The sequence below is a fragment of the Amycolatopsis sp. lyj-108 genome (assembly GCF_046549005.1).
Taxonomy (GTDB): Bacteria; Actinomycetota; Actinomycetes; order Mycobacteriales; family Pseudonocardiaceae; genus Amycolatopsis.
Genome location: NZ_JAJPWQ010000015.1, coordinates 182,352 through 207,528, shown reverse-complemented (window position 1 = coordinate 207,528; position 25,177 = coordinate 182,352). Strand labels below are relative to the sequence as shown.

20 protein-coding genes and 1 riboswitch are annotated in these 25,177 nt (G+C 69.5%); of the genes, 6 read left to right on the top strand and 14 right to left on the bottom strand.

The genetic code is table 11. From position 1 onward, the window contains the following. Positions 1–170: 170 nt before the first annotated feature. Complete coding sequence (locus ACLJO0_RS39595) at positions 171–1,373, top strand: ROK family protein (RefSeq protein WP_125794958.1); 1,203 nt, start codon at positions 171–173, stop codon at positions 1,371–1,373. 58 nt (positions 1,374–1,431) lie between these two features. Further along, positions 1,432–1,791 carry a nuclear transport factor 2 family protein gene (locus ACLJO0_RS39590; RefSeq protein ID WP_410584835.1) on the top strand — a complete coding sequence of 120 codons (360 nt, stop codon included), beginning with the start codon at positions 1,432–1,434 and terminating at the stop codon, positions 1,789–1,791. Here the strand turns inward: ACLJO0_RS39590 and ACLJO0_RS39585 are convergent. Continuing rightward, positions 1,781–2,287 (bottom strand): PaaI family thioesterase, encoded by a 507-nt coding sequence (locus ACLJO0_RS39585; protein ID WP_410584833.1) that lies wholly within the window; start codon positions 2,285–2,287, stop codon positions 1,781–1,783. The two genes, ACLJO0_RS39590 and ACLJO0_RS39585, sit on opposite strands and share 11 nt — an antisense overlap. A gap of 71 nt (positions 2,288–2,358) precedes the next feature. Here ACLJO0_RS39585 and ACLJO0_RS39580 point away from each other — a divergent pair, with 71 nt between their 5' ends. From ACLJO0_RS39580 to ACLJO0_RS39570, 3 genes are read left to right on the top strand one after another with little or no spacing between them, the layout of a single operon-like run. After that, positions 2,359–2,922: a TetR/AcrR family transcriptional regulator gene (locus ACLJO0_RS39580; protein WP_410584831.1), complete on the top strand. Its 564-nt coding sequence runs from the start codon at positions 2,359–2,361 to the stop codon at positions 2,920–2,922. A 44-nt stretch (positions 2,923–2,966) separates the two neighbouring features. Next, positions 2,967–3,701, top strand: coding sequence for an HAD family hydrolase (locus tag ACLJO0_RS39575; protein WP_410584829.1), 735 nt, complete (start codon positions 2,967–2,969; stop codon positions 3,699–3,701). Next, positions 3,698–6,058: a glycoside hydrolase family 65 protein gene (locus ACLJO0_RS39570; protein WP_410584827.1), complete on the top strand. Its 2,361-nt coding sequence runs from the start codon at positions 3,698–3,700 to the stop codon at positions 6,056–6,058. Before ACLJO0_RS39575 ends, ACLJO0_RS39570 begins: the two co-directional genes overlap by 4 nt. 79 nt (positions 6,059–6,137) lie before the next feature. Here ACLJO0_RS39570 and ACLJO0_RS39565 read toward each other — a convergent pair whose 3' ends face one another. The 4 genes from ACLJO0_RS39565 to ACLJO0_RS39550 all read right to left on the bottom strand — a co-directional run bounded on the left by ACLJO0_RS39565 (position 6,138) and on the right by ACLJO0_RS39550 (position 11,949). Continuing rightward, positions 6,138–6,317, bottom strand: a complete 180-nt coding sequence (locus ACLJO0_RS39565; protein ID WP_410584825.1) for a hypothetical protein — start codon at positions 6,315–6,317, stop codon at positions 6,138–6,140. Between the two features lie 39 nt (positions 6,318–6,356). Continuing rightward, the gene (locus ACLJO0_RS39560) at positions 6,357–7,313 is read right to left on the bottom strand and encodes a Ppx/GppA phosphatase family protein (RefSeq protein WP_410584823.1); all 957 of its coding nucleotides are present in this window, start codon (positions 7,311–7,313) and stop codon (positions 6,357–6,359) included. Between the two features lie 204 nt (positions 7,314–7,517). Next, positions 7,518–8,558: an LLM class F420-dependent oxidoreductase gene (locus ACLJO0_RS39555; RefSeq protein WP_125794951.1), complete on the bottom strand. Its 1,041-nt coding sequence runs from the start codon at positions 8,556–8,558 to the stop codon at positions 7,518–7,520. 79 nt (positions 8,559–8,637) lie between these two features. Next, complete coding sequence (locus ACLJO0_RS39550) at positions 8,638–11,949, bottom strand: DUF885 domain-containing protein (protein ID WP_410584821.1); 3,312 nt, start codon at positions 11,947–11,949, stop codon at positions 8,638–8,640. Positions 11,950–12,083: 134 nt separating this feature from the next. Here ACLJO0_RS39550 and ACLJO0_RS39545 point away from each other — a divergent pair, with 134 nt between their 5' ends. Beyond that, positions 12,084–13,097 carry an AsnC family protein gene (locus ACLJO0_RS39545; RefSeq protein WP_410584819.1) on the top strand — a complete coding sequence of 338 codons (1,014 nt, stop codon included), beginning with the start codon at positions 12,084–12,086 and terminating at the stop codon, positions 13,095–13,097. A gap of 94 nt (positions 13,098–13,191) precedes the next feature. Here ACLJO0_RS39545 and ACLJO0_RS39540 read toward each other — a convergent pair whose 3' ends face one another. The 9 genes from ACLJO0_RS39540 to ileS form a co-directional block, all read right to left on the bottom strand. After that, positions 13,192–14,118, bottom strand: a complete 927-nt coding sequence (locus ACLJO0_RS39540; RefSeq protein ID WP_125788613.1) for an RluA family pseudouridine synthase — start codon at positions 14,116–14,118, stop codon at positions 13,192–13,194. Beyond that, complete coding sequence (lspA, locus tag ACLJO0_RS39535) at positions 14,115–14,678, bottom strand: signal peptidase II (protein ID WP_410584816.1); 564 nt, start codon at positions 14,676–14,678, stop codon at positions 14,115–14,117. Before lspA ends, ACLJO0_RS39540 begins: the two co-directional genes overlap by 4 nt. 24 nt (positions 14,679–14,702) lie before the next feature. Continuing rightward, on the bottom strand, positions 14,703–15,305 hold the full coding sequence (locus ACLJO0_RS39530) for a hypothetical protein (RefSeq protein WP_410584814.1): 603 nt from the start codon (positions 15,303–15,305) through the stop codon (positions 14,703–14,705). Between the two features lie 19 nt (positions 15,306–15,324). Then, positions 15,325–16,698: an aminotransferase class V-fold PLP-dependent enzyme gene (locus ACLJO0_RS39525; RefSeq protein WP_410584812.1), complete on the bottom strand. Its 1,374-nt coding sequence runs from the start codon at positions 16,696–16,698 to the stop codon at positions 15,325–15,327. A gap of 32 nt (positions 16,699–16,730) precedes the next feature. Beyond that, positions 16,731–16,845, bottom strand: a riboswitch (SAM riboswitch). Between the two features lie 115 nt (positions 16,846–16,960). Then, positions 16,961–17,644 (bottom strand): M23 family metallopeptidase, encoded by a 684-nt coding sequence (locus ACLJO0_RS39520; protein WP_410584810.1) that lies wholly within the window; start codon positions 17,642–17,644, stop codon positions 16,961–16,963. Between the two features lie 131 nt (positions 17,645–17,775). Next, entirely contained in the window at positions 17,776–19,254 is a 1,479-nt protein-coding gene (locus ACLJO0_RS39515; protein ID WP_410584808.1) for a potassium/proton antiporter, read from the bottom strand. Between the two features lie 111 nt (positions 19,255–19,365). Further along, positions 19,366–20,049: an ArsR/SmtB family transcription factor gene (locus ACLJO0_RS39510; RefSeq protein WP_410584806.1), complete on the bottom strand. Its 684-nt coding sequence runs from the start codon at positions 20,047–20,049 to the stop codon at positions 19,366–19,368. Between the two features lie 43 nt (positions 20,050–20,092). Further along, positions 20,093–21,697 (bottom strand): penicillin-binding transpeptidase domain-containing protein, encoded by a 1,605-nt coding sequence (locus ACLJO0_RS39505; protein WP_410584804.1) that lies wholly within the window; start codon positions 21,695–21,697, stop codon positions 20,093–20,095. A 206-nt stretch (positions 21,698–21,903) separates the two neighbouring features. Then, a complete protein-coding gene (gene ileS, locus ACLJO0_RS39500) occupies positions 21,904–25,065 on the bottom strand; it encodes an isoleucine--tRNA ligase (RefSeq protein WP_410584801.1) in 3,162 nt (1,053 codons plus the stop codon). Positions 25,066–25,177 lie beyond the last annotated feature (112 nt).

Below are 25,177 nucleotides of genomic sequence, written 5' to 3'. Positions count from 1 at the left end.
ATGCCCGGATACCGGGTGAATCACCGGGTTTTCGCGCGCGGCGTGCGCGATTCGCGGCGCCGGCACGTTTATCGTCACCGGGAACCACCGAATGTAAACCTTCTTGCCCATTTCGGGCCGGACCCGGATAACTTTGGTGGAACACCTTGGTTCGACAGGAGGCGAAGCTCGTGGTTGGCGCAGAAAATCCGCCCGTCGGCACCCCCGCCGGGATGCGGAAGATCAATCAGCGCGCCGTACTGGACCTCCTGCGCCGCAGCGGCCCGGCGACGCGACCCCAAGTCGCCAAGGACACCGGTCTTTCGAAACCCACGGTGAGCCAAGCGTTACTGGCGCTCGAAGCAGCCGGTCTCGCCAGGGCGACCGGGCACACCTCGACCGGCACCGGCCGGTCCGCCGTCCTCTACGAAGCGGATCCCACGGCCGGGTACGTGCTGGGTGTCGACATCGGACGCGAACATCTCCGTGTCGCCGTCTCGGATCTCGGCCACACCGTGGTCGCCCGCCGTGACGAGCGGAACACGTCTCGTTCGGGCACCGCGCTCGTCAGCGCGGTGGGCGCCCTCGCGGCGGCGACGGTGCGCGAGGCGGGGCTCAGCCAGACCGACATCGTCGTGCGGGTCCTCGGCTCACCCGGCGTCGCGGATCCGGCGAAACGCTGCTTCCGGCACGCGCCGAACCTGCCCGGCTGGGGCAAGGCCGGTCTGCTCGACGAACTCGAAGCCGTCCTCGGCCCGGACCTCATGGTCGAGAACGACGCGAACCTCACCGCCGTCGGCGAATGGGAACGCGGTGCCGCGCGCGGGGCGTCGGTGTTCGGCTGCATCACCATCGGCACCGGTGTCGGCATGGGTGTGATGGTCGACGGCCAGGTCTTCCGGGGCGCGACAGGCGCGGCCGGCGAAATCGGCTACCTGCCGTACGGGCAGTCGGACGCGCCGGGCGAAGGTGAGGACGCCCCGCCGGTCCGCGGCCACCTCGAAGAGGCGACGGCGGCACAGTCCGTCGTCCGCGGCGCACGCGAACTCGGCCTCGGCACGGCGAAATCGGCCCGCGAGGTCTTCCGGCTCGCCCGCGACGGCGACGAACTCGCCCTGCGCGCCGTCGAGGCGGAGGCGGACAGGCTCGCGTACACCGTGGCGTCGGTGGCGGCGGTGATCGACCCCGAACTGATCGTGCTCGGCGGCGGGATCGGCACCGCGGCCGATCTGCTGCTCGACCCGATCGACCGCGCGCTGCGCGCGTTCACTCCCCTGGTGCCCGCGGTCGTCCAGGGCGAACTGGGCGACGACGGGGTGCTGACCGGCGCGATCAGCGTCGGGTTGCGCGCCGCCGAGGGCCTGGTCTTCGAACGCAAGGTCGGCGCGGCCTAGGCAGGGCGTTACCTCCGCGGTAATCGACGGCGGCACACCCGCGCGAAACGATGTCCGCATGACCACAGCCAAGAAGATCGTCGTCGACTGTTTCGAGAACCTGTTCGTACGCAAGGACTTCGCCGCGGCGGGCGCGAACGTGCACCCGGATTTCGTCACGCACAGCCCGGGTTTCCCGTCCGGCCGTGACGCTTTCGTCGAAGCGATGCGGAATTCACCGATTACCGGCGCCGACGTCTCCGTCAAACGCGTGATCGCCGACGAGGATCATGTCGTCGTGCACCTGCACGTGGTCCCGCCGGGCGAGGAGCTCGGACGGCCGTCGTCGACATCGTGCGTGTGGAGGACGGGCTCATCGTGGAGCACTGGGACGTCAAGCAGCCGGTTCCGCCCGCTGCCGAAATGTTCTAGGGCTTGATGATCAGGCAGGTGCTCGACGCGGTCGCGAGCACCTTGCCCTGCCCGTCGCGGATGTCGCCCTCGGCGAACGCGACGCGCGAACCGGCCTTCACGACCCAGCCGTGCGCGCGGATCTCCCCCACCGAACCGGAAATGGCGCGCAGGTAGTTCACCTTCAGCTCGACAGAGGTGTACCCGACGCCGGCGGGCAGGGTCGAGTGCACCGCGCACGCCACCGCCGAATCCAGCAGGGTCGCCGCGACGCCGCCGTGCACGGTCCCGATCGGGTTGTACAGCGACTCGTCCGGTGTGGCGGCGAGGACGACGTCGCCTTCGGCCACGCTCACCCAGCGCATGCCGAAATGCGCCGAAATCGGCGGTGGCGGGATCCGGCCCTCGGCGATACCGGTCAGGTAGTCGAGTCCGGACAGCTCCAGGCCGAGCCGGGCGGTGGGCAGCGGATCCTGCCAGGTCACGGTCTTCTGCCTGGTCTGCCCGGTGACGTCGATGGTCATCCTGCCTCCTAAGACGATCGTCCTAGGCTTTCCTAAGACGGTCGTCCTAGTCAAGGGCTATGCTGAGCGACGTGTCCGACACCACCACTCGCGAGCGGATGATCTCGACCGCGATGACGCTCTTCCGCCGCGAGGGCTACCAGGCGACCTCGTGGCGGCGGCTGGTCGAGCAGGCCGGGACGCCGTGGGGCTCGGCGTACCACCATTTCCCCGGCGGCAAGGAACAGCTCGCGGTCGCCGCGATCGAACTCGGCACCGCCGTCGTGGCGAAGACCGTCCGCCGCGCCTTCGAGCGCAACGAGACCGTCGAGGACGCCGTGAGCTGGTGGTACCGCAAGGCGGGCGAGGCGTTGGCCGCCGACGACTACCGCGGCGGCTGCCCGCTCGCCACGATCACACTGGAGATGGCACACGCCTCGCCCGCGATCACCAAGGCGTGCCAGGACGCGTTCGCCGCCTGGCACGTGCTGCTGGTCGAATTGCTCGGCGGACGCGGTGTGAAGGACCCCGAAGACGTCGCCGCGGCCGTCATGAACAACCTCGAAGGAGCCCTGCTGGTCAGCCGGGTCCGCCGGTCCCCCGAACCGCTGGACCGGGCCGCGCGGCACGTCGCGCTCGTGGTCCGCGCCGCCTGAGAGAGCCGAGCGGGCACCGGCGAGCGCGGGTAGCGTTCGGAGGCATGATCGGTCTGCCCGGCTCCATCACGGCCTGCCTCTTCGACCTCGACGGCGTGCTGACCGGCACCGCGGCCCAGCATCGCGCAGCGTGGAAACGCACGTTCGACGAATTCCTGCGCGCCCGCGACGGTGACGCGTTCTCCCCGTTCACCGACGCCGACTACGCGTCTTACGTCGACGGAAGGCCGAGGGCCGACGGCGTCCGCACCTTCCTCACTTCGCGCGGTATCGAACTGCCCGAGGGAAGTCCGGACGACGGCATCGACGCCGCCACCGTCAACGGCATCGGAAACCGCAAGAACCAGCTTGTCCTGAAGATCATCGACGAAGAGGGTGTCACTCCGTATCCGGGTTCCGTCCGATACCTGGAGGCGGCGAAGGCGGCAGGCTTGCGCATCGGCGTCGTCACCTCGTCGGCCAATGGCGCGAAGGTGCTCGACGCCGCCGACCTGACCAGGTTCGTCGAAGCGCGGATCGACGGAATCGTGATCACCGAAAGGAATCTGCGCGGCAAGCCCGCTCCCGATTCGTTCCTCGCCGGTGCCGAGGCGTTCGGTGTCGCCCCGGAGCACGCGGCCGTCTTCGAGGACGCCCTCGCGGGGGTGCAGGCCGGCAAGGAAGGCGGTTTCGGTTACGTAGTCGGGGTGAACCGCGCGCATCAGGCGGGCGAACTGCTCGCGCACGGCGCCGACGTCGTGGTGGACGACCTCGCCGAACTCCTGGAGGACCGCAAGTGACCGAATCGCTTTTCCACGGCTACGAGGTCTCGCCATGGGAGCTGCGCTGGCACGGGATGGACGTCGACGCGTTGCAGCGCACCGAATCGGCGTTCGCGTTGTCCAACGGGCACATCGGCCTGCGCGGGACACTTGAGGAAGCCGAGCCGCGCGGCCTGCCTGGCACCTACCTGAACGGTTTCTACGAACAGCACGACCTTCCCTACGCGGAGACCGGCTACGGCTACCCCGAAGAAGGACAGACCGTCGTCAACGTGACCGACGGCAAGATCATCCGCCTGCTGGTCGAGGACGAACCACTCGACATGCGGTACGGACAGGCGACCGAGCACGACCGCGTGCTCGACTTCCGGAAGGGCACCCTCACGCGCGACACGGTCTGGGCGTCGCCGACCGGCCGCCGGGTCCGGGTGAAGACCGAGCGCCTGGTCTCCTTCACCCAGCGCGCCGTCGCCGCGATCCGGTACGAGGTCGAACCGCTCGACGACGAGCTCCAGCTGGTGGTGCAGTCGGATCTGCTGGCGAACGAACCGATCGAGTCCGACACGCGTGATCCGCGGGTCGCGGCCGCGCTGGAGTCGCCGCTGGTCGGTGAGTACCACCACGCGGAGGCGTATCACGCGGTGCTGGTGCACCAGACCCGGAAATCCGGGTTGCGGATGGCCGCCGCGATGGACCACAAGATCGACGTCTCCGATGGCGTGCGTACGCATATCGAGGCCGAAGACGACCTGGCGCGGCTCACCATCGCCGTCGACGTACCCAAGGGTGGACGGCTGCGGATCACCAAGTTCCTCGCCTACGGCTGGTCCGCGCAGCGTTCGGTGCCTGCCGTGCGCGCGCAGGTCGAGGCCGCGCTGGCCGGGGCCCGGCAGACCGGCTGGAAGGGACTGCTCGCCGAGCAGAAGGCGTTCCTCGACGACTTCTGGGAAACCTCGGACATCGAGATCGAGGGCGACCCGGAACTGCAGCAGGCCGTGCGGTTCGCGCTCTTCCACCTCTTGCAGGCCGGGGCTCGCGGCGAGACGAGGGCCTTGGCGGGCAAGGGTTTGACCGGTCCCGGCTACGACGGTCACGCGTTCTGGGACACCGAGACCTTCGTCCTGCCCGTGCTCACCTACAGCATGCCGGACGCCGCCCGTGACGCACTGCGCTGGCGTCACTCCACTTTGGACAAGGCCAGGGAAAGGGCCGTACAGCTGGGTTTGCGCGGCGCGGCGTTCCCTTGGCGGTCCATCAACGGCGCGGAATGTTCGGCGTACTGGCCGGCGGGCACCGCGGCGTTCCATGTCAGCGCGGACATCTCGGACGCCGTCGTGCGGTATCTCAACGCGACCGGCGACGACGAATTCATGCGGACCTGCGGCGCGGAACTGCTCCTCGAAACCGCGAGGATGTGGTTGTCACTGGGGCATTTCGACCGGCGGGGCCGGTTCCGGATCGACGGGGTCACCGGGCCGGACGAGTACTCCGCGGTGGCGGACAACAACGTCTACACGAACCTGATGGCCCGCCGGAACCTGTTCTACGCCGCCGAAATCGTCGGCCAGCACGACGACGTGGCGCGGCAGTTCGACGTCAGCGAGGAGGAAGTCGCGTCGTGGCGCAAGGCGGCCGAGGCGATGCTTGTGCCCTACGACGAGGACCTCGGCGTCCATCCGCAGTCCGAAGGGTTTCTCGAGCACCACGAGTGGGATTTCGAGGGCACGGACCCGGACTTCTACCCGCTGCTGCTGAACTTCCCGTATTTCGACCTGTACCGCAAGCAAGTCGTCAAACAGGCGGATCTGGTACTCGCGCTGCACCTGTGCGGGGATTCCTTCACCCCGGAGCAAAAGGCACGCGACTTCGCCTACTACGAGGCGCGGACGGTGCGGGATTCCTCGCTGTCGGCGGGAACGCAGGCCGTGGTGGCCGCCGAAGTCGGGCACCTTGAACTGGCTTACGACTACCTCGCCGAAGCGGCGCTCACGGACCTGCACGACGTGCACAACAACGTCCGCAACGGTCTGCACCTGGCCTCGCTGGCGGGCGCGTGGCAGGGCACCGTCGCCGGGTTCGGCGGGCTGCGCGATCACGGCGGACGGCTGACCTTCGCGCCACGGCTGCCGCCACAACTCCGGCGGATCGCGTTCCGGCTGACCTTCCGCGGCACCCGGTTCCAGGTCGAGATCGACGGCGAGGGCGCGACGTATCACGTGATCACCGGGGAGCCGCTGGAACTGGCGCACCACGGCGAGACGTTCACGGTGACCGCGGAGCCGGTGCGGCTGCCGATCCCGGTGGCCGACCCCGGCCCGGCGCCGGTGCAGCCCGCGGGCCGCGCTCCGGTGCGGAGGCAGCCGAAGGACGGGTGACCGGTCCCTCGCGTGCTATGAAAGGTCCTTTCCTTGCAAAATTTGCAAGGAAAGGACCTTTCATAGCACGCGCGACAGCTCAGTCCGGAGGTTCGATCGGCACTTCGCCGCTGCCCGGCACGCCGTCGACCTCCTTCGTGCCGTGCGGGCCGACGTCACGGTTGGGCACGCTCGGCACGTCGGTCTTCGGCTGGATACCGCGGAGGTCGTCGAGGTCTTCTTCGTCGTCCTGCCCGAAGCTCTTCTTGCTTTCCCTCATGTATCCGGGGTACCCGCTCGCGGCCGGAAACGCCAGTTTTCAGGCCGCTTTCGCCGGCTTGCCCTCCAGCGTGACGAGCCCGTCGAGCAGGCCGAGCAGCAGTCCGTCCCTGGTGGACCACGGACAGATGGCGACCTGACCGCCGGAAAGCGTCAGCAGCGCCTCGGCGACGATCGCGCCCGCGAGCGCCTGATGCGAGCGCTGCCGCGAGATGCCCGGCAGTTCGGCGCGGCGTTTCGCGGGCAGCTTCGCCAGCCTCGGGATCCACGCGCGAAGGTCCTCGAGGTGCAGTTCCCTGGCGCGGGACGGCCGGTCGCCGGCGAGCCGGGCGAGTTGGCGCAGCACCTTGGAGCAGCCGACGGCGCGATGGTCGCGGATATGCGGCAGGACGTCCTGCATCGCGTCGCGGACCTCGTCGAGCACGTGCTCCCGCATCGCCCGCACGACCTTGGGCGACGGGCATTCGGTGGCGAACCAGTCCCGCGTCAGCGAACGCGCGCCGAGGGGCAGCGAGTGCGCGAACTCGGCTTCTTCGGCGCTTCCCGCGGCGAGCTCGACGGTCCCGCCGCCGATGTCGAGCACCAGCAGCCCGCCCGCCGAAGCCCCGTACCACCGGCGCGCGCCGACGTACGCCAGCTCGGCCTCGCGGCGGCCGGTGAGGAACCGCAGCTCGACTCCGGTGGCCTTCGCGACGTCGCGGACGACCTGCTTCACGTTGGCCGCGTCGCGGATCGAAGAAGTGGCCAGCGGGAACACGTCCCCGACGCCGTGCTTGGCGGCCATGGTCATCCCCGCCTCGACCGCGGACGAGACCGCGTCGATGCCGCGCCGGGTCAGGTTCCCGCCGTCGTCGAGTTCCCTGTCGAGCCGCAGTCGCGTCTGGTGACTCAGCGCGGGATCGAGCGGCGAACCACCCTTGGCCAAGACCACCAGCCGTGCACTGAACGACCCGACGTCCAGGACCGCGGCGGACGGTTCCCCGATCTGCTTGCGCACGCGAGGCACCTCACCTTCATCGCGAACGTATTCCCCCGAGGTCTCGCTTTCACTCCTGATAATGGCGGATTATCTCGCCGTTCAGGCGGGGTTTACGTTCTCTTTCCACCGGAAGGCCGCTTTTTGAGCACGAAGAAGATATACCGGCGCAGGTCAAGTATACCGTATCGATACAGGTGAGAGGTTCACCTCTCCCCCGCGTGCCTAGTCGATGAGTTCACGCAGCTTCGAAACCTGCGCCACACGGGCTTCGCGGCCGGGCAACAGCGGGTTGACGACCAGCGTGGTCGCGCCGGCCTCGCGGAAGGCGGCCAGCCGCTCCTTGACGTAACCCTCCGGCCCGATCAGCGAGATCGCCTTGATCAGTTCCTTCGGCACCGCCGCGGCGGCTTCGTCCTTCTTGCCGTCCAGGTACAGGTCCTGGATGAGCTTCGCTTCGGCCTCGTAGCCGTACCGCTGAGCGAGACTGTTGTAGAAGTTCTTGCCGCGCGCGCCCATCCCGCCGATGTAGAGCGCCAGCATGCCGCGCAGGTGGTCCAGCATCCCGTCGACGTCGTCACCGATCGCCAGCGCGGTGCCGACGAAGGTGTCCAGCTCGCCCAGCGACGGGTCGCGCTTCGCCTTGCCCTCGGCCAGAGACGCTCCCCAGACGTCGGCCGCCTTCTCCGGGTGGAAGAAGATCGGCTCCCAGCCCTCGGCGAGTTCGGCCGTGAGCGCGACGTTCTTCGGGCCGATCGAGGCCAGCAGGATCGGGATCCGCTCGCGCACCGGGTGGTTGATCAGCTTCAGCGGCTTGCCGAGGCCTGTGCCCTGCTCGGGTGGCAGCGGGATCGAGTAGTGCGTGCCGGAGTGCACCACCTTCTCCCGCCGCCACACCTGACGGCAGATGTCGATGATCTCGCGCGTGCGACCGAGCGGCGCGTCGTACTTCACGCCGTGGAAACCCTCGATGACCTGCGGACCGGACGCGCCGATGCCGAGGGTGAACCGGCCGTCGGAGACGAAGTCCAGCCCGGCGGCGGTCATCGCGGTCAGCGTCGGCGTCCGCGTGTAGATCTGGAAGATGCCGGACGCGATCTGGACCCGCTCGGTCTTCGCCGCGACGTAGCCGAGCTGGCTGACCGCGTCGAACGAATAGGCCTCGGGGACGAAGACGATGTCCAGTCCGGCCTTCTCCAGCTCGACGATGTCCGCCACGCTGTCGGCGAAACCACCGGCATAGCTGATCGCGGTCCCGATCCTCATCGACATCTCCTCACAAGTTACTGAGCGTTCGCTTAGCGACAGTATGCGCCGGGACGCCGCCGCCCGCCTGTGTGCCGACTCACTGCGCGGCCACCCACGCCTTGACGACGTCGTCCAGCACCCGCAGCGGCAAAATGCCGTTGCTCAGCACGACCTCGTGGAAGCCCTTGATGTCGAACCGGTCGCCGAGCGCGGCCTCGGCCTCGGCACGGATCCGCTCGATCTCCAGCCGCCCCACCATGTACGACAGCGCCTGCCCGGGAACGGCGGCGTAGCGGTCGATCTCGGCCTCGATCTCCACCCTCGCCATGGGTGTGTTCTCGGCGAGGTAGTCGACGGCCTGCTGACGGCTCCAGCCGAGCGCGTGCATCCCGGTGTCGACGACCAGCCGCCCGGCGCGCATCGAATCCTGGGTGAGCATGCCGAACCTGGTCAGATCGCTGGAGTACAGGCCCATCTCGTCGGCGAGGCGCTCCGAGTAGAGACCCCAGCCTTCGACGTAGGCGTTGACGTCGGCGTGGCCGCGCAGCATCGGCAGGCCTTCGAGTTCGTGCGCGATGCAGATCTGGAAGTGGTGCCCCGGAACGGCTTCGTGGAAGGCGATCGCCTCGCTCGTGTGCTTCGGGCGCTGCTCGGCCTCGTGGGTGTTCGCGTAGTAGGTGCCCGGCCGCGATCCGTCGAGCGCCGCCTCGATGTAGTACGCCAGCGTGCCGCCGGGTGCCTCCGCAGGCGGGACCGGCTCGACCTGGCACCGCTGCTCGGGGACGGTCGAGAACCACTGCGGGGCAACGGCTTCGGCGCGGGTGATGGCGTCACGCGCGGCGTCGAGCAGTTCGTCGCCGTCCCGCCAGCGCAGGGCGGGGTCGGTGCGCAGCCGCTCGAAGATCTCGTCGAGATCCTTGGTGCCGAAGATCTTGTCGCCCAGTTCGCGGTACTGGTCGGACAGTTTCGCGATCATGTCGAGCCCGGTGTCGTGCAGGTCCCGCGCGGTGCGCTCGGTGGAGGTGTGCGCCCGGATCAGCGCGGCGTACTTCTCCTGCCCGCCGGGAAGCGCGCACAACCCCGGCTCCTTCTCGGACTTCGCCACGGGACGCAGCTCGTCGGCGAGGAAGTCGCGATACCGGGCGTAGGCGGGCCGGACGACCTCGGCCAGCAGCCGATCCCGTTCGGTTTCGTAGCCCTCCACGGAAACGGACGCGGTGAGCGCCAGCGGGTCACCCGCCTCGTCACCGAGATAGCGCTCCACGTAAGCGATCCCGCCTTCGACGAGGAAATCGGGCGGGACCAGCCCTTCGGCCGCCGCGGCGCGCTGGCGCACGATCAAAGCGTCCAGGTAGGCGCCCATGCCGTCCAGCCGCTTCAGGTAGCCGCGGACCTTTTCCTCGTCGTTCAGCGACAGCACCGCGAGTTCGTTGAGCATGAACAGCGCGGGCGAGGCCAGCCCGTCGCTGACCGAGAACTCGGCGGCGCGGGCGTCGATCACGTCGATCATCGCCTTCGCCTGCTGGATCACGACCTCGCGGGTGACCACTTCGGCCGAGGAAAGTCCTTCGGTGGCAAGGGCTTCGGCCCGCTCGGCGATGGCGACCGCCGAAGCGCGCTGCGCGGCCGCGGCCTCCGCGCTCGGATCGGGCAGCGCGCCGTGGTCGCCGGGCAGCCCGAGCAGGGACCGCCACAGCGGGAGCTCCTCGAACTTGAGTTCCATCAGCTCGTCGGCGAGACCGTTCGGGGTGTCGCCATGCCCCGCGATCCAGTCGCGGACCACACCGTCCAGCACCGAAAGCGGCAACGACCCGCCGCCGAGCACGACGTCGTGGAAGGCCTTGATGTCGAACCGGCTGCCCAGCGTCAGTTCGGCCCGCGCGCGGATGCGCTGGATCTCCAGCCGCCCCACCATGTACGACAGCGCCTGCCCGGGGAACGCGATGTAACGGTCCACTTCGGACTCGATCTCCACCAGCGCCATCGGCGTGTTCTCGGTGAGGAAGTCGATGGCCTGGCGGCGGCTCCAGCCCAGCGCGTGCAACCCGGTGTCGACGACCAGGCGCCCGGCGCGCATCGAATCCATGGTCAGCATGCCGAGCTTCGCGACGTCGTCGGAGTACAGGCCCATCTCGTCGGCGAGGCGCTCGGTGTACAGGCCCCAGCCCTCGGCGTACGCGGTGAAGTCGCCGATGCGGCGCAGCAGCGGGAGCTCGGTGAGTCCCTGCGCGAGGCTCAGCTGGAAGTGGTGGCCGGGGATGGCCTCGTGGAACGCCGTCGCCTCGGCCGCGTGCCGGAACCGCTCCTCCGCCTTGTGGGTGTTGGCGAAGTAGATGCCCGGCCGGGAGCCGTCGACCGCGGGCCACATGTAGTACGCGGCGGGCGCGCCGGGCGCGGATTCGGCGGGGACCGCCTCGACCGTCCACGGCTGCGGCGGGATCCGGCCGAACCACTTCGGCGCCTCGGCCTCGGCCCTGGTGATGGCCGCGCGGGCGGAGTCGAGCATCTCGTCGGCGCTGGACCACCGCAGTGCCGGGTCGCTGCGGAGCTTGGTGAAGATCTCGGCGAGGTCGCTGGTGCCGAAGACCCGGGAGCCGTACTCGCGGTACTCGTCGGCCAGGTTCGCGATCACGTCGAGCCCGGTCTGGTGCAGCTCACGCGGGGTGCGGACGGTCGTCGTGTGCATCTCGGCGAGCAGGGCGTAGATGCGCTCGCCTTCGGGCAGCCAGCAGACGCCGGGCTTGTCCTCGGGACGGCCGTGCGGCGCGATCTCCTTCGCGAGCACCTCGCGGTACTCGGCGATCGCGGGCCGGACGACGTCACGCAACAGGTCGGCGCGGCGGGTCTCGAAGTCTTCGTCGGGCGCGGGCTGGCGCAGCAGCGGATCGGCCGACGGATCGGCGAGGTGCCGGTCGAGGTACGCGACGGCGGCGTCGACGAGGTACGCGACCGGGACCAGGCCGCGGGCGACGCCGTCACGATGCCGCTGCGCGGCCTGCCGCAGGTACTCGGGGATCGCGGCGATCCGCCCGAGGTGTGCCTCCGCCTGCGCCCCCGTCCCGATCGACATCATCGGCAGCACGGTGAGCACCTCGGCGGCGGGCGAGATGAACAGGTCGCTGACGGTGAACTCGACGAACCGCGAGTCCAGCAGCGCGATCCTCGCCCGCGCCATCGCGATCAGGACGTCACGAGTGGTCTTCTCCTCCGCGCTCAGCCCCTCGGTGGCGAGCGCCTCGGCCCGCTCGGCGAGCCCGGCCAGCCGCGCGCGGAAGGCGTCTCCAGCGGCCTCGCTGAGATCGGTGAGCCCGGTCGATTCCGGACGGAAGCCCTGCAAAGCGGGCATGACCGGCTCGGCGTCGAAGAGGGCTTCGACGAACTCGTCGGCGAGGGCGGAGACTTCGCTCATGTTTCTTCCCCAGTGATCGGTGGAGGCGGTATCCCCGACCCTAATGGAGACCGCGACCTACCGAAGCCGGGTTTTGCGGCACTCGGACGGCCTCTTCCCGCGGCGCCGGAGGCGAGGCGGTAGCGTTCCCGGACGTGGCCGTGACCGATCCCGTGGACATCCGCCTGCTCGCCGCCCTCGCGGACCTGGGCAAGGCGGCCGTACACGAACTCGCGGCCAAGGTCGGGATGGACCCGCGCGAGGTCGCGTACCGGCTGGTCGCCCTCTCCGGCAGCGGACTGCCGCTGCTCGTCGGCGTCGAGAGCGACCCGAACGGGCTACGGGCCGCCATCGCCGGGGCGCCGCCTTCGTGGGCCCAGCAGCCCCCACAGCCACAGCAGCCCCAGCGCCCGCCGGGCCACTCCGGGCCGCACAACATCCAGGGCACCCCCTCGGGGCCGTACAACGTCCAGGGGACGCCGTCAGGCGCGTACAACGTGCACGGCACCCCGTCGGGCGCCTACAACGTTCACGGCACCCCGTCGGGGCGCTATGCCGGCCCGCCGTCGGCCCCGGTACGCCAGCCGATGGCGCCACCACCGCGGCCGCCCGCCCCGCCGCAGCAGCAGTTCGCCCCGCCCCCGATGGCGCCAGCCGACCCGGTGATGAGCACCTGGGGTGTGCCGCAGACCGCGTCCTGGGCCCGTGGCGACGAACAGCAGGTCACCCCGCAGGCGGCCCCGGAGGGCAAAAAGGGCCGGGCCGGTGACGTGATGGAGACCCACGGCCTGGAGGGCGAACAGCTCACCGTCCAGCTGCTCGAGGTCCAGGACCCGGCGGACTACCTGTTCAGCGCGGCGGGCTACTCGCTGGAAGCCGGCGAACGCTCGGTCGTGGTGCACACCGAGATCACCAACCGCGGGAACATCCCGTTCGTGTCGCTTCCGGACAACTACCTCGAACTGCTCACCGCGGACGGCAAGCCGATCGCGAAGGCGCCGGTCTCGCTGACCTCGCGGCCGCCGCACAAGATCGGTGTCCGGCCCGGTGAGACCCTCGGCGGGCACACCGTCTACGTGCTGCCGGACGCCACCCGCGTCGTCGCCGTGCGCTGGTCACCCCGGCCGGAACCGGACGAGCGCACGCTGACCTGGTCCATCGACGACTGACCCCGCGCTGCGGAAGTCCGTGAGGGCCTCCTTCCCTACCCTCAAGGTAGGGAAGGAGGCCCTCACGGACCAACAGCCCAGCTGGGAAGCGCGCCTAGTTTTCGTCCTGCAGGATCCGCAGCGCGGTGGCGAGGTCGTCCGGGTACTCCGATTCGAACTCGACCCAGCGCCCGTCGGACGGGTGGGCGAAGCCGAGCGTCTTCGCGTGCAGCCATTGCCGGGAGAGCCCGAGCTTGCGCGCCAGCACCGGGTCGGCGCCGTAAGTCAGGTCGCCGACGCACGGATGCTTGAGCGCCGAGAAGTGCACGCGGATCTGGTGCGTGCGGCCGGTCTCCAGTTTGATCTGCGCCAGCGACGCGGCGCGGAAGGCCTCGACGACCTCGTAGTGTGTGACGCTGGGCCGCCCGCCCTGGACGACCGCGAACTTGTAGTCGTGCCGGGGGTGCCGGTCGATCGGCGCGTCGATGGTGCCGCGCGTCGGATCCGGGTGCCCCTGGACGATGGCGTGGTAACCCTTGTCGACAGTGCGTTCCTTGAACGCCCGCTTCAGCACGGTGTACGCGTGCTCGCTCTTCGCCACCACCATCACCCCGGTGGTGCCGGCGTCGAGCCGGTGCACGACGCCCTGGCGTTCGGCCGCGCCCGAGGTCGCGATCCGCAGCCCGGCGGCGGCGAGCCCGCCGACGACGGTCGGGCCGGTCCAGCCGGGGCTCGGGTGCACGGCGACGCCCACCGGCTTCGAGATCACCACGATGTCGTCGTCGTCGTGCAGGATCTTCATGCCTTCGACGGGTTCCACGACGACCTCGATGGGCGAGGCCGGATCGGGCAGCGTCACTTCGAGCAGTCCGCCGGCGGTCAGCCGGTCCGATTTCCCGGCCTGCCTGCCGTCGAGCAGGATCTCGCCGGATTCGGCCAGTTCCGCCACGATCGTGCGGGAAAGTCCCAGGAGTTTCGCCAGCCCCGCGTCGACGCGCATGCCGTCGAGCCCGTCGGGAACGGGCAACATCCGCGCGCTCATTCGCTCGCCGCTTTCTTCTTGTCTTTTGTGGATGTTCCGTCGTAGTCCTTGCCCAGCAAGGAAAGGATCACGATGAGCACGCCGCCGACACAGATCGCGGAGTCGGCGACGTTGAAGATCGCCCAGCCCTGCCCGTTCGGCGCGAACGCGGAGATCATGTCGACCACGTGTCCCTGCAGCGGGCCCGGCGCGCGGAAGATCCGGTCGGTGAGGTTGCCGAGCGCACCGGCCAGCACCAGGCCGAGGCCGATCGCCCAGCCGACCGAGCGCAGCCGCCGGGACAGCCAGACGATGGCGATCACGACGGCGATCGCGACCAGCGCGAGCACCCAGGTCAGCCCGGTCGCCATCGAGAAGGCGGCACCGGGGTTGCGCACCAGCTGGAAGTACACCAGTCCGCCGAGGAACTCGACCGGCTGCTTGCCCTCGAGCGTGGACACGGCGATCTGTTTGGTGACGAGGTCGATCCCCCACAGCACCGCGGCGACGGCGAACACCACGGCGACGCGCTTCGTGGGCAGCGGCGGCGACGGTGGCGCGGTTTCGGGCTCTGTACTCACTCCCCCATTGTCCACTGAGCGTGCTCAGGCCTCCTCGGCGGCTGTCTTCGGCCTGCTCAGCAGGGCCGCGAACGCGCCGGCGAGCGCGACCAGCGACGACAGCACCAACGCGAGCTGTCCTTGCGCGAGCACGACCGCGCAGAGCACGAACGCCGCGGCCACGACGAGCACCAGCACGCTGCGCTCCAGCCAGGCGAGCCCGGCCAGGCCGAGCGTCAACAGAACCGCGCTCCGCGCGTCGCCGTCCATTTCGAGTTCCCAGTAGCCGACCAGATCCGCCAGCACGATGGCGACCAGCCCGCCGAGCGCGATCCCGGCGACCTTCCACCATCGCGCGGTCTTCGCCCGGAAGGCGTAGAACAGCACCGTGCCGAGGTAGACCGCGAGGACGGCGAACAGCCAGCCGTCGTTCCGGCCGACGCCGGACAACGAAAGCACGGCCGCGGACTCGCGGCTCATCTCGACCCCGTACAAGCCCACGTACCCGAACGACTGCTGTTCACCGGCGGGCGCGTAGGCGAACCAGCTCCCGGATCGCATTCCGCCGAAGGACAGGGCCACCACCGCGAGCTGGGCGAATCCCAGCAACGCCAGCGGAAACCAGTAACGCGGTCGCTCGTTCCCCATGCGGGGTGAGGCTAGTGGGTCAGGCGCAGAACGGCGGCAGTTCCCTCGGATCGTTCTCCGGCACCCAGCGGCCCTCGGGCTTCTCGTACTGCCAGCGGGCGCCGCGGGCGACGATCTGGCGCAGCGCCAGCACGAGCCGGTCCACGTGTTCGGTGGTGCTGCCGAGGCCGAGGCTGACCCGGACGGCCTGCTGCCCGGTCGAACCGGCGGCGGAGATCAGCCGTTTGGTGGCGATGTGCGCGCAGAACGCGCCGTCTCGCACGCCGATGCCGTACTCCGCCGAAAGGACCGCGGCGAGCCAGCCAGGGTCGAAACCGTCGACGACGAAGCTGAGCGTGCCGACCCTGTCGACCGGCGCGTCGAACAGCCGCAGTTCGGCGAATCCGGGAACGGCGGCGAGACCGCGACGCAGCCGCGCCAGCAGTTCGTCCTCGTGGGCGACGATCGCGTCCCAGTTCGCGGCCAGCGTCTGGCAGGCGACACCGAGCGCGTGGACGCCGACGGTGTTGGGGGAACCGGCTTCGTGCCGCTCGGGGCCGGAATTCCAGACCACGCCGAGGTTTTCGGAGTCACAGTTGACGAGCTTCGTCGCCCCGCCACCGGCGAGGTACGGCTGGGCGGCGCGCAGCCAGTCGGCGCGGCCGATCAGCGCTCCGGCACCGAAAGGCGCGTACAGCTTGTGGCCCGACAGCGCGACGTAGTCGACGTCGAGTTCGCGCACCGAGATCTTCCGGTGCGGGGCGAGCTGCGCCGCGTCGAGCGCGATCCGGGCGCCGTGCCGCCGCGCGACGGCGGCGATCTCCTTGACCGGCAACAGTTCCCCGGTCACGTTGGACGCGCCGGTGATGACCACCAGCCGCGGCCCCTGCGGGCAGTCCGCGAGCGCTTCGTCCACAGCGGACACCGCGGCGAGGCGAGTGCGCGGCGTCTGCACCCTGCGGACGTTCGGTCCCTTCCACGGCAGCAGCGCGGCGTGGTGCTCGGTGTCGAACACGACGACCGACGTGTGCTTCGGCAGGCTGCGCGCGAGAAGGTTGAAGGAATCGGTGGTGTTGCGGGTGAACACGACGGCGTCGGTCGACCGCGCGTCGACGAAGTCCCGCAGGATTCCGCGCGTGCGCTCGTAAAGCTTGGTGGAGATCTGCGAAGCGAACCCGGCGCCGCGGTGCACGCTGGCGTACCAGGGCAGGAATTCGTCGACCGCGGCCCGCACCTTGTCCAGGCAGGGCGCGCTCGCCGCGTGGTCGAGATTCGCGTATCCGATATGGTCACTGCCGCCACCGGTCACCAGCGGAACCCGCAGATCGGCGCACGCGACCGTCGGGATTTCGTGTGTGGCAACGGTTTCCCCGACAGCGGCGGGGGTGTTCGTGCGTTCGAGAGCGAGAGTCATCGTCATCCTCCGGGCCAGGGGACCCGACGAGGATCCCGCGCTTGCCCGTCGCACCACGCGACGAGCCAGGTCCTCACCCGGGGCACCCCACCGCGGAAGGAGGGTTGCCGGTCAGCTAGCCGGGGCTTGACGCTGACACTCGTGACCTACGGACGAAGTTAGCGGATGGACGGGCGATCGAGCCACCCCTCGTCCGCATCTTGAGACGCCGCTCACGTGCCCCGCGGCGAACTATCGCAATCAGGTGCCGAATTGCGGCAGGTCAGACGCGGAATCGGCCGGGCAGCGGGACGATCGCGCGGGAGGACACCTCGGTCGCGGTCCCCGAATACTGATCGGTGCCCGCGGTGAACTGCCAGCCGCCGAAGGTCTTGCCGTCGACCGCCTCGCCGTAGGCCGCCGCGACCTTGGTCGAGACCTCGTCGTAGGACATGCCGTTCCAGTTGCCCGCGCCGACGCCGAAGTCGCGCGAGTCGCCACCCTGCGCGGCGGCCGCGGGCAGCGTCCACAGGGTGAAGTGCACGTGGGCGCCGGTGCTGCTGCCACCGCAGGGCAGGGCGTTACCGGTCCGGCCGAGGGCGTCACCAGGGGCGACCTTCTGGCCGTCGGTGACCGCGATGCCTTCCAGGTGGTAGTACCCGGTCCGCCAGCCGCCGTCGTGGTCGACGGTCACCCAGTCGCCGCCGTCGCAGTGCTGGATCCGGACCGTGCCCGCCAGCGGGGCGCGAACGGTCCGGTCGCCGGGGCTGAAGTCGATGGCGTTCTTCACGCCGGAAGTCCCGTTGTCCGAGTGGATCCCCGCCGAGTAGACCGACTGGCCGGTCTCGAAGGGCAGCCCGAACGCGGGAAAGGCGCCGGCCGCTGTCGCCGCCGGGGCGGTGAGAACTACCCCGACGAGTGCCGCAGCGACCCCCAGACCGGCGAACCGCACAGGAAGTTTCGTCACCTTGCGTACTCCTTACCCGGCGACACTCACCCATTCGATGGAGTCGATTGCCGGGAAAGTAATCCAAAAGGAGGACGGAAGGGAAGAATTTTCTGAGATCAACCGACGAACAGCTGGTGCCGGGCCGTGACCTACTGGCCGGATTCGCCCTTCCACCTGGCGAGGCGTCCGGCGCGGTCGACGGCCCGCAGGCGCCGCTCGGCCGCGTCACGGACTTCGGCAGTGGTCACGACGAGTAACTGATCCCGTTCCTGGAGCCGGGTGTTCTTGTTGGGTGTGAAGCCGGTGCCGTCGCGGACGAGGAGGCTGATCGTCGCCCCGATGGGCAGCCGCAGTTCGGCCAGGTAGACGCCGTGCATCTTGGATCCGGCGTTGATCCGTACCTGCAGGAGTTCCGCGCCCATCTCGTCGAGCGGAGCGGAGTCGACGTCGATCTCGTGCGCTTCGGCGTGCTGGGCAAGCCCGAGCACGCGCGCGAGTGGGGTGAGTGTCGCGCCCTGGAGCAGCGTCAGCACGATGACCAGCACGAACACCGCGTCGACCAGTTCCTGCGCGCCGGGCACCCCCGACGACAGGGGGATCAGCGCGAGCACGATCGGGACCGCCCCGCGCAAGCCCGCCCAGGACAGGAACACCTGTTCTCGCCAAGGGATCTTGAACGGCAGCGCCGAGAGCACCACGGACAACGGACGGGCGAGCAACAGCACGACCGCGCCCGCGACCAGGCCCTGGACCAGGCTTTCGAGGATCCTGCTCGGCGAGGCGAACAGGCCGAGCAGCACGAACAGCCCGATCTGCGCGAGCCACCCGAGCCCCTCGGCGAAGGACAGTGTGTCCGACCGGTGCGGCAGCTTCGAGTTCCCGAGCACCAGGGCCGCGACGTAGGTGGCGAGCAGACCCGACGCGTGGGCGAGCTGCCCGCTCGAGTACGCCACGACGCAGACCGCGACCGTGGCCAGCGGGTACAGACCGGTGGCGGGAAGCGCCGCCCGGCGCAGCGCGAACGCCCCGCCCCAGCCGAAGGCCAGCCCGATCACCAGCCCGGCGCCGAGTTCGTAGATCACCAGCAGCGGCAGCGACCAGTCGATGGTCGTGCCCTCGGCCAGGACGACGACGGCGATGTAGGCGGGCGCGTCGTTGATCCCCGACTCGATCTCCAGCGCACCGACGAGCCGCTTGCCGATCCCCGCCGATCTCAGCACGGAGAAGACCGCGGCGGCGTCGGTCGACGCCAGCACCGCACCCCACAGCAACGCCATCCGCCAGTCCAGGCCCAGCAACCAGTGCAGGGCCGCGCCGGTGACCGCGATGCTCACCACGACGGCCACTGTGGACAGTGCGATTCCGATGCCCAGCGACGGTTTCACGGCCGTCCAGCGGGTGGTGAGGCCACCCTCGGAAAGGATCATCACCAGCGCGGCGAGGCCGAGCGACTGGGTGAGCTCGGGGTTGTCGTACTGGATGCCGAACCCGGCTTCGCCGAGCAGGACCCCCATCCCCAGGTACAGCAGCAGCGAGGGAAGGCCGACCCGGATCGACACCCGGACGGCGATCACGGCGACGAGGAGGACGGCTCCACCGGTACCGAGAATGAGCGGGAGCTGCTCCATGTCGCCTCCCGTCCGGTCGCCGTGAGGGCTCCAGAATAGTGAGGCGGTGATCGTCACACCTTCGTGCACCGCTCGACGGCGAGCCGAACGGACTGTGTTACAGACTGTCCACTAGGGACTGCGCAGGGCCACCAGGTCGACACCGAGTTCCGCGAGCGGTTTCTCTGCCGCGGGCAGGACTTTCACCGCGCGGTCGCCCTCACGGGACAACCAGCCGGCACTCACCGCGTGAGACAGTAACGCCGCGGGGACCCGGCCCGCCAAATGATCACGCCGGACCGTCCAATCCAGACAGTCGCGCAGCATCGGGCGGCGGCCGTCGGCGATCTCCACCCCGAGCCCGCCGAGCACCTCGCGTCCGCGACCGGTCAACGTCAGGCCGTCGGCCTCGTCGATCAGCCTGGTGGCGAGCATCCCGTCCCGCAGCGCGACGCCGACCCTCCCGGCGAGGTGGTCGTAGCAGGTCCGGGCGAACTCCAGCCGTTTCACCCGCACCGACGAGCGCAATCCCTTCACCGGGCGGTGCTCGGCGTGCTGCGCCAGATGCTCGATCAGCTCCGCCACCCGGGGGTCGGCTATCCGGACGTAACTGTGCCGTCCCTGTTTCACCCGCACGACGAACCCGGCCTCGGCCAGCTTCGTCACGTGCTCGCTCGCCGTCGACGCGGCCACCTCGGCCGCGCCCGCCAGCTCCGTCACCGTCCAGGCGCGCCCGTCGAGCAGCGCGAGGCACATCGACGCGCGGCTCGGATCGGCGAGCACGGCCGCGACCTCGGCCAGTGCGATCGTTTCCATGCGTTCACCGTAGAAGACCCACGCTTCGGCGAGCGCCGAACCGTCAGCCGGCCAGGAACTTCGCCGCCAGCTGCACCGCGGGCTTGGAGTCGTTGGCACCCTCGAGCATGACGGCGAAGGCGACGTCCCCGCGGTAGCCGACGAACCAGCCGTTGGCGTCGGCACCCGAACCGAACTGCGCCGTCCCCGTCTTGCCGAAGACCGCGCCGCTGCCCTTCAACGCCTTCGCGGTCCCCGTCGTGCAGACCTCGCGCATCATCGCGCGGACCTGGTTCAACACCCCGGCGGACGGAGCCTGGTAACCGGCGTTGACCTTGGTCTCCAGCCCCTGCCACAGCTTCGGCACCACCGGTTTCCCCGTGGCGACGGTCGCGGCCATGAGCGCCGCGCCCAGCGGGCTGACCTGCACCCTTCCCTGGCCGATCCCGGCTTCGACCTGCTCGTCGCCGCTGCCCGACGACTCCACCTTCCCGGTCTCGGTGGCCAGCCCCGGGATCTCGAAGTCGGCGTTGAGGCCGAACTGGCTCGCGGCCTTCGCGAGGCCGTCCGCGGGCAGTTGCCCGGCGAGCCGCCCGAAGGTCGTGTTGCACGACGCGGCGAACGCCGTCTTCAGCGGCACCGTTCCCAGGTCGAACCCGTTGTCGTTCTTGAGCGTGCGGGTGCCGATCTGCTCGCTGCCCGGGCAGGCCACCGGCGAGTCGGCGGAAACCCCGCCCTGCTGCAACGCCGCGGTCGCCGTGGCGATCTTGAAGGCCGAACCCGGCGCGTAGAGACCGCTGAGCGCCTTCGGCTGGTTCCCGGCGGCGGCGTTCTGCGCAACCGCCAGGAGTTCGCCCGAGGTCTTCATCGCGACGATGATCGCCGATCCGCCGAAACCGTCGACGGCTTTCTGCGCGGCGGCCTGTGACGCCACACTCAACGTCGAGACCAGCGGTTTATCGGTCCCGGCGGCCTGCCCGAAGAGCGTTTCGACCGGTTTGCCGGAGGCGTCGACGCGCGACACCGTGACGGTGGCCGGGGCCCCGGTGCCGCCGTTCTGCTCGGAGGCGACCTTGGACAGCGCCCCCTGCAGGATCGGCGCGACACCGGCCGCGTCACCGCCGACGAGGGCCTTGCCGTCCCGGTCGGCCACGACCGGTTTGGCCGAAACGGGCGCGACGGAAAGCCGCTGCCCGGCTTCGAGCTTCGGGTGGATCGCCGACATCGCCCATCGGACCACCCATTTCCCACCGTTGCGCACCAGGTCCAGCTTGCCTTCGTACTTCCAGACGCTCTTGCTCGCGAAGGTCCACGCGGCGTGGAAGGTGGCCGACGTCGAGGTCGCGTCACCCGGCGTCGTCGGGACCTCGCCGAGCGTCGTCTTGACCGACGCCCCGTTGAGTGTGTTGCGCGTCCCCGTCAGCGCGGCCGTGGCCACCGCCGGGTCGTCGACCGGGGCCGTGGTCAGGTCACCGAGGTCGAACAGCCGCAGGAACCGGGCTGCGACCTGCGCCGGGCTGTCCTGCACGTTCGCGGCGGACTCCCCTGGTCCGCCGTCGGCCGCGGGCGCCTGGTCCCCCTTGACCAACAACACCACCGCGGCCACCACGATGGCGACGACCGCCAGCACGGCGCCGATCAGGATCCCTCTTTTCCGGGCAGGACTCATGGATTCGCTCTCCCCCAGTGCGGCGCACCCCTCGCGCGCCTCGGGCCAGCCTGCCGATTTCCCCGGGGCAAGGCTGCCTTCGGACGGGAAAGCGGCTGTTCCGAATCCGATTCGTGATCCCGGCGGTCGGGACCTCCCGGATGCTATGAAAGGTCCTTTCCTTGCAAATTTTGCAAGGAAAGGACCTTTCATAGCGCTCGCTAGGGTCAGACCTTGGCGACCGCCACGGTCACCTTGGTGCCCTCCCCGACCGTCCCGGCCGAGCCGTCGGCGACGGCGCCGTAGGCCACCGAAGTCGCCAGCGTCTCCGAAGCGATGAACTCCTCGTGCGTCTTCGCGGCCGTGGCCACGTCTTCCGGCGCGTCGACCGTCAGCGAGATCCGGTCGGCGACGTCGAGCCCGGCGTCCCGGCGGGCCTGCTGCACGACCCGGACCAGGTCACGGGCGAGACCCTCGGCCGCCAGTTCGCCGGTCACCTCGGTGTCGAGCAACACCAGCCCGGCGCCTCCCGGCAGTTCCGCGGCCGCGCCGCCGGTCTTGGCGACCAGACGCCGGTCGTACTCGCCTTCGACGAGTTCGATCCCGGCGGCCACGACGGCACCGCTCTCCGACGTCGTCCACTCGCCGGCCTTGACGGCCTTGATCACCGTCTGGACGTCCTTGCCCAGCCGCGGTCCGGCGGCACGCGCGTTCACCGCGACCTCGAAACCGCCGTGCGCGGCGACGTCCGTGGTCAGCTCGACGGACTTGACGTTGACCTCGTCGCGCAGGATGTCGGTGAACTCGCGCAGCGAGTCGGCCTCGTGCGCGGCGACGACCAGCTTGGCCAGCGGCAGCCGCACCCGCAGCTTGTTCGACTTCCGCAGCGAAAGCGCCGAGGACGCCACCTGGCGGACCCGGTCCATCGCCGTCACCAGCGCCGCGTCGGCGGGCAGGTCGAGCGCGTTCGGCCAGTCGGTCAGGTGCACCGAGCGGCCGCCGGTCAGCCCGCGCCAGACGACCTCGCTGGTCAACGGCAGCAGCGGTGCCACCACCCGCGACGTCACCTCCAGCACGGTGTGCAGGGTGTCGATCGCGTCCTGCTCGCCTGCCCAGAACCGGTCGCGCGACCGGCGCACGTACCAGTTCGTCAGCACTTCGAGGAAGTCACGGACGGTCGAGCAGGCGCCGGCGACGTCGTAGGTGTCGAGCGCGTGCTCGACGTCGGTCACCAGTTCGTGCGTCTTCGCCAGCACATACCGGTCGAGGACGTGCTTCGAATCCGCGCGCCACTGGCCTTCCACGCCCTCGGCGTTCGCGTAGAGCGCGAGGAAGTAGTACGAGTTCCACAGCGGCAGCACGGCCTGGCGGACGGCGTCGCGGATGCCCTTGTCGGTGACGACCAGGTTCCCGCCGCGCAGGATCGGGCTCGCCATCAGGTACCAGCGCATCGCGTCGGAGCCGTCGCGGTCGAAGACCTCGTTGACGTCCGGGTAGTTGCGCAGCGACTTGGACATCTTCTGGCCGTCCGAGCCGAGCACGATCCCGTGCGAGACGCAGGTGCGGAACGCCGGCCGGTCGAACAGCGCGGTCGCCAGCACGTGCAGCAGGTAGAACCAGCCGCGGGTCTGCCCGATGTACTCGACGATGAAGTCGCCCGGGTAGTGGTGCTCGAACCACTCGGTGTTCTCGAACGGGTAATGCACCTGCGCGTACGGCATCGAACCCGAGTCGAACCAGACGTCGAACACGTCCTCGATCCGGCGCATGGTGGACTTCCCGGTCGGGTCGTCCGGGTTGGGCCGGGTCAGCTCGTCGATGAACGGCCGGTGCAGGTTCTCCAGCCGCACGCCGAAGTCGCGTTCGAGTTCGTCGAGCGAGCCGTAGACGTCCGTGCGCGGGTACGCCGGGTCGTCCGACTGCCACACCGGGATCGGCGTGCCGAAGTACCGGTTGCGGGAGACCGACCAGTCGCGGGCGTTCTCCAGCCACTTGCCGAACTGGCCGTCCTTGACGTTCTCCGGGTACCAGGTGATCTGCTGGTTCAGCTCGATCATCCGGTCCTTGAACTCGGTCACCGCGACGAACCACGACGAGACGGCGCGGTAGATCAACGGGTTGCGGCAGCGCCAGCAGTGCGGATACGGGTGCTCGTAGGTCTCGTGGCGCAGCAGCACCGCGCCCTGACGGCCGGCGGATCCGGTGCCGTTCTTGAGATCCTTGATGATGTTCGGGTTGGCGTCGAACACCTGCTGGCCCGCGTAGTCCGAGACGGTGGCGTCGAACTTGCCCTGCGCGTCGACCGGGGTGACCGGCACGATGCCTACCGCGTCGGTGACGACCTTGTCCTCTTCACCGTAGGCGGGCGCGATGTGGACGACACCGGTGCCGTCCTCGGTGGTGACGTAGTCCGCGGACAGCACGCGGTGCGCGTTCTCGTGTCCGGTGAAATACGGGAACGGTGGGGCGTAACGGGTTCCGAGCAGTTCGGTGCCGGTGTAGTGCCCGACGACGGCCGGCTCTTCACCGAGCTCGCGAGCATACGAGGCGACACGCGCCTCGGCGAGCAGGAACCGCTTGCCGTCGGACTCCACCACGACGTAGCGCACGTCGGGGTGCACCGCGGTCGCGAGGTTGGACGGCAGCGTCCACGGGGTCGTCGTCCAGATCAGGAGATACGTGCCGTCGAGCTCGTTGTCGTTGCCCTCCAGGCGGAAACCGACCGTGACGGCCGGGTCCTGGCGGCTGGCGTAGACGTCGTCGTCCATGCGCAGCTCGTGGTTGGACAGCGGCGTCTCGTCGCGCCAGCAGTAGGGCAGGACCCGGTAGCCCTCGTAGACCAGGCCCTTGTCCCACAGCTGCTTGAACGCCCAGATGACCGACTCCATGTAGGACAGGTCGAGCGTCTTGTAGTCGTTGTCGAAGTCGACCCAGCGGGCCTGGCGGGTGACGTAGTCCTGCCATTCGCCGGTGTAGCGCAGCACGGACTCGCGGCAGGCCTCGTTGAAGACGTCGATGCCCATCGCGTCGATCTCGGACTTCTCGGTGATCCCGAGCTGGCGCATGGCCTCGAGTTCGGCGGGCAGGCCGTGGGTGTCCCAGCCGAAGCGGCGCTCGACGCGCTTGCCCTTCATGGTCTGGTAACGCGGCACCAGGTCCTTCACGTACCCGGTGAGCAGGTGACCGTAGTGCGGGAGACCGTTGGCGAACGGCGGGCCGTCGTAGAAGACGTACTCGTTCGAACCGTTGACGCCGGGGTCGCGGGCGTCGATCGAAGCCTGGAAGGTCCGATCGGATTCCCAGTACGCGAGGACGCGCTTTTCCGACTCGGGGAACGAAGGCTGGGACGGGACGCCGGTCTCGCCGTCCATCTGTGCCTTGGGATACATCTTCGGTGCTCCTCGCGGTTCGTCTCTCTCGTACGGGCTTGCGCCCACACGGGGACGAGACGGCCGTTTCCGGCGCGTTCCGCGGTACCACCCCGCTTGCCCGGCCGGTGGT